The 5,319-nt window shown below is 72.4% G+C and carries 4 protein-coding genes; 3 read left to right on the forward strand and 1 reads right to left on the reverse strand.

Annotated elements, in window-relative coordinates:
• Positions 1-407: 407 nt before the first annotated feature.
• Entirely contained in the window at positions 408-1,034 is a 627-nt protein-coding gene (locus CCN42_RS32215) for a TetR/AcrR family transcriptional regulator (RefSeq protein ID WP_086170888.1), read from the reverse strand.
• Positions 1,035-1,252: 218 nt separating this feature from the next.
• Here CCN42_RS32215 and CCN42_RS32220 point away from each other — a divergent pair, with 218 nt between their 5' ends.
• The 3 genes from CCN42_RS32220 to CCN42_RS32230 all read left to right on the forward strand — a co-directional run.
• The gene (locus CCN42_RS32220) at positions 1,253-2,197 is read left to right on the forward strand and encodes an ABC transporter permease (protein WP_086740900.1); all 945 of its coding nucleotides are present in this window, start codon (positions 1,253-1,255) and stop codon (positions 2,195-2,197) included.
• On the forward strand, positions 2,172-3,113 hold the full coding sequence (locus CCN42_RS32225) for an ABC transporter ATP-binding protein (RefSeq protein WP_211294836.1): 942 nt from the start codon (positions 2,172-2,174) through the stop codon (positions 3,111-3,113). Before CCN42_RS32220 ends, CCN42_RS32225 begins: the two co-directional genes overlap by 26 nt.
• Positions 3,114-3,241: 128 nt before the next feature.
• The coding region (locus CCN42_RS32230) for a CDP-glycerol glycerophosphotransferase family protein (protein ID WP_086740905.1) at positions 3,242-5,319 on the forward strand (2,078 nt) is incomplete at its 3' end.

Here is a 5,319-nt window from a genome sequence, read left to right on the forward strand (position 1 = left end):
GTCTACAGCGCACGGTACAGGGAGGGACGGAGAGAGGGGCTGGCGGCCCGCCGCGTACGGTATCGGCATGGCCGCTACCTCGCCGCCACCACCCTGATCAGCATGACCCATCGGGCTCGACATGTGATCGACAAGACGTCCCTAGGGGGTGTCGTCAAACTCCCGTCGTCGTCCGCAGGACGGCCCTGCGGCGTCCGGTGCGTGCTCTCGGCGCGCCGGGCGGAAGTCCGCGTACTGGGCGTACCCGGGCTTTCGTCCGATGCGGCGAGAGCACGTGCCGGGCGTCGCGGGGCAGACGGGAGTTCGACGACACCCCCTAGGGGTGTCCGGACGGCCGGCCCCGTCTCCCCCGGCCGGGCCGCGGACCTGGCGCGGCCGGCCCGGCGGGCTGGGGCCGCAGGACGGGGTCAGAGTGCCTTGAGCGCCTCGGCGGTCGCGTGGGACAGCGCCGCCAGGTAGCCCTTGGGGAGCTTCGGGCTGCGGATCACCACCGCGCGCCAGTACAGAGGGCCGGAGATGAGGTCGAGCGCCAGCTCGTGGTCGAGGCCGGCGCGGACCTCGCCCCGCCGCTCCGCCGCCGCCACGACCTTCAGCGCGACGCCGTCCTGCCCGTCCCGCAGCGCCTTCCGCAGAGCCTCGGCGATCTCCGGGTTGCGGGCCGCCTCCGCCTGGAGGTCGGGGATGACCTGCGAGGCGATCGGGTGCCGCAGGGCGCGCGACGTCACCTCGTACAGCAGCCGCAGATCCGACTCCAGCGAGCCGGTGTCCGGTGCCGGCAGGCCCTGCACCGCGATCGCCGAGACGATGTCGAGCACCAGGTGCAGCTTGGAGCGCCAGCGACGGTAGACCGCGGTCTTGCCGACCCCGGCGCGGCGGGCGATGCCCTCGATCGACATGCGCGCGTAGCCGACCGCCGCCAGCTCCTCGAAGACGGCCGCCCGGATGGCTTCCGTCACGTCCTCGCGGAGCACCGCCGCACCTGCGGGGGCACGGCGGCGCGGACGCGGCTGGGGGCCGTCGGCGTTCGTCGTCATGCGCCCAGCATAGGGCGTTACGACGATACGGTTGCGTTCCGTCGTTCGTTCGGCCTACGCTCACGTTGCGACGATACGGTCCCGTTCCGACGTAAGAACATCGCCCGAACGCCGTCCGAACGTCATGCGAACACCGTCCGGCCACTGCCCGAACACCGTCCCGACCACGGGCGGCCACCGGGCCCCGAACCCCCTCCCCCCGACCGAAAGCAGCGGATGTGAGCCAGGTCCTCGACACACCGCCCCCGACGACGGCCCGGACCAACACCCCGGCCCCGGCCGACGCCGACATCGCCGACCTCGCGGCCCTCGCCGCCCGCCACGGCCTCACGGTCAGCGGCGCCCGCCCCTCCCTGCCGCAGTACGTCCGGCAGCTGTGGGCGCGCCGCCACTTCATCGCCGCGTTCTCGACGGCGAAGCTCACCGCCCAGTACAGCCAGGCGAAGCTGGGCCAGGTCTGGCAGGTCATGACCCCGCTGCTGAACGCGGCGGTCTACTACCTGATCTTCGGCGTGCTGCTGCAGACCAAGAAGGGCGTGCCGGACTACGTCCCGTTCCTGGTCACCGGCGTGTTCATCTGGACCTTCACGCAGAGCAGCCTGCTGGCCGGCACCCGCGCCGTCTCCGGCAACCTCGGCCTGGTCCGCGCCCTGCACTTCCCGCGGGCCGCGCTGCCGATCTCCTTCTGCCTCCAGCAGCTCCAGCAGCTGATGTTCTCGATGGCGGCGCTGATCGCGATCCTGCTGGCCTTCGGCGTACCGCCCACCGCGTCCTGGGTGCTGGCGATCCCGGTGCTGGTGCTCCAGTTCACCTTCAACGCGGGCGTGTCGATGATGCTCGCCCGGTTCGGCGCGAAGACCCCGGACATCGCGCAGCTCATGCCGTTCGTGCTGCGCACCTGGATGTACGTCTCGGGCGTGATGTGGAGCATCGAGCACGTCCTCAGCGCCCACACCGACCTGCCGTCCTGGGTGGCCCCCGTCCTGCAGGCCAACCCGGCCGCCGTCTACATCGACCTGATGCGCTTCGCGCTCATCGACAGCTTCCACGCGAGCCAGCTGCCGCCCCATGTGTGGCTGCTCGCGACGGGCTGGGCGCTGCTCGCCGGGGTCGGCGGCTTCATCTACTTCTGGAAGGCTGAGGAGACGTACGGCCGTGGCTGAGCACACCCCCGAAGAGACCTCCGAGAAGATCCCCACCGTCATCGCCGACCACGTGGACATCGTCTACCGCGTCAACGGCACCGGCGCGGGGCGTGGTTCGGCGACCGCCGCGCTCAACCGCATCCTGCGCCGCGGGAAGACCGAGAAGGCGTCCGGGGTGCGCCGGGTGCACGCGGTGCGGGACGTGTCCTTCGTGGCGTACAAGGGCGAGGCGATCGGCCTGATCGGCACCAACGGCTCCGGCAAGTCGACCCTGCTGAAGGCGGTCGCGGGGCTCCTCCCGGTGGAGAACGGCCGGATCTACACGGGCGGCCAGCCCTCCCTCCTCGGCGTCAACGCGGCCCTGATGAACGACCTGACCGGCGAGCGCAACGTCCATCTCGGCGGGCTGGCGATGGGGATGTCGCGCGAGCAGATCAGGGAGCGCTACCAGGAGATCGTCGACTTCTCCGGCATCAACGAGAAGGGCGACTTCATCACCCTGCCGATGCGCACCTACTCCTCCGGCATGGCGGCCCGGCTGCGGTTCTCCATCGCCGCCGCCAAGGACCACGACGTGCTGCTCATCGACGAGGCACTGGCCACCGGCGACCGCTCCTTCCAGAAGCGTTCCGAGGCCCGCATCCGCGAGCTGCGCAAGCAGGCCGGCACGGTGTTCCTGGTCAGCCACAACAACAAGTCCATCCGCGACACCTGCGAGCGGGTGCTGTGGCTGGAGCGCGGGGAGCTGCGGATGGACGGGCCGACGGAGGAGGTCATGAAGGAGTACGAGGCCTTCACCGGCGAGAAGACGGCCAAGCCCAAGCCGAAGCCCAAGCCCAAGCCGGCGGCGGCTGCCCCGAAGCCGGCCGCGGCCGGCCCCGAGCCGAAGCCCGCCACCGCCCCTGAGGGCGGGGCGACCGCCGTCGCCCCCTGAGCCGTCCTCCCCCCGTGCGCCGCGGCCCTACCGGCCCAACCCCGGTTATCCCTTTCGTCTGATTGATGCCACGATGACGCAATAGGCCATGCCGTGTGAGGCACCCGAACGTGTGAAGGGAGTCCGCCGTGCCACCGCAGCTCAGCGTCGTCGTCCACGGTCCGAACACCCAGGGCCATCTGACCGCTCTCCTCGACTCCCTGGGCGCCGCCCCGGCCCCGGACATCGAGGTGATCGTGGCCGCGGTCGGCGACTGGGCCCGGGAGACGGCCCGCGAGCACGCTCCCGGCGCGGTGCTGCTCCCGCTGCCGGACGGGACCGCGGACGCCGCGGCCCGGGTGGCGGGCGCGGCCCGGGCCTCCGGCCGGTGGCTGCACTTCGTCCACGCCAAGGACGGTCTTCCCGCGGGCGCCCCCGCCCTGCTGGCCGCCCGCGCCGCCGAACTCCCCGACACCGTGGACGTCCTGCTCTTCGACCACGTCCGCACCACCTGGAGGACGTCCGGCGCCCCCTCGTACGACGGCCGTCTGCTGGCCCGCGCGGGCCGTGCCGAGACCGCCCTCGACGACCTGCCCGCCCTGCTCCGGCTCACCCCGATGCTCGGCAACCGCCTGATAAGAGCCGAGCACTGGCGCACCCACGCCGACGCCCTCGGCACCGACGACGAGGTGTACGCGGCGCACACCGCCCTGCTCACCGCCGCGCGGATCGCCTGCGTCAACCACCCCGGCTTCGAACACCGCGAACTGCGCCCGCAGAGCGTTCCGCCGCGCACCCTGGACGACCACCTCGCCGTCCTGGACCGCTACGAGGCCCTGCTGGAGGACACCCGCACCCGCACGGCACCCCACACGGTCCTGTACCACCTGATGGTCCGTGACAGCCTGCGCACCTTCGTCCGCGCGGGCATGCCGGAGCGGGACGCGCGAGCCTTCTTCCACCGCGCCTCCGGGGCGGCCCGCCGGTGGCGCCCCGAGGGCCTGCGCCACCCGGCCGGTCCCGAGGGCCTGCGCCGCGCCCTCCTCGAAGAGGACGCCTACGTCCGCTACCGCGCCCTGCAGAACGCCAACCACGCCCGCCGCGCGGCCAGAGCGGCGCTCCGCTCGGGCAAGCGGCAGCTGCGCACACGGACCCTCGGCCTCCAGTACCGCAGGTCGCTCGCCCGCCCGGTCGACCCCAGCCTCGCGGTGTTCTCGGCGTACTGGAATCGCGGCGTCGCCTGCAACCCGGCCGCGATCGCCGCCAAGCTCGCCGAACTCGCCCCGCAGATCCACCCGGTGTGGGTGGTGGCCGCCGACCGCGTGGCCCTGCTGCCGCCCGGAACGGACCATGTGGTGCCCGGCAGCCGCCGCTACTGGGAGGTGCTGGGCCGCGCCAAGTTCCTGGTCAACAACGTCAACTTCGCCAACGCGGTGGTCAAACGCCCGGACGCGGTGCACGTCCAGACCCACCACGGCACCCCGCTCAAGCGCATGGGCCTCGACCAGATGCGCTACCCGGCCACCGCGAAGGGCCTGGACTTCGCGGCCCTGCTGACCCGGGTCGACAAGTGGGACTACAGCGTCTCCGCCAACAGCCACACCACCCGCATGTGGGAGCGGGCCTACCCGGCCCGGTACGTCTCCCTCGACCACGGCTATCCGCGCAACGACGTCTTCTACACCGCCACCGCCGCCGACATCGCCGCGATCCGCGCCCGCCTCGGCATCGCCCCCGGCCGCCGCGCCCTCCTCTACGCCCCCACCCACCGCGACTACGAGGCCGGCTGGACCCCCCGTCTGGACCTCGCCACGCTCGCCGAGCGGCTCGGCGAGGACACGGTGCTGCTGGTGCGCGCCCACTACTTCCACGCCGGTGCCGCCCCGGCGCTCACCGGCCTGCGCCGCGCGGGCCGCGTCCTCGACGTCTCCGCCTACGAGCCCGTCGAGGAGCTGTGCCTGGCCGCCGACGCGCTGATCACCGACTACTCGTCGATCATGTTCGACTACGCCAATCTGGACCGCCCGATCGTCATCCACGCCGACGACTGGGAGACGTACGTGGCGACCCGCGGGGTCTACTTCGACCTGATGGCCGAGGCCCCCGGCCCGGTGGCCCGCACCCAGGGCGAACTGACCGACATCCTCACCTCGGAGGCCTGGCGCGACGACGAGGCGGCCAAGGCACGCTCGGTCTTCCGGCGCCGGTTCTGCGAGTACGACGACGG

This window comes from Streptomyces glaucescens (genome assembly GCF_002154375.1).
In the GTDB taxonomy this organism is placed as follows: Bacteria; Actinomycetota; Actinomycetes; order Streptomycetales; family Streptomycetaceae; genus Streptomyces; species Streptomyces glaucescens.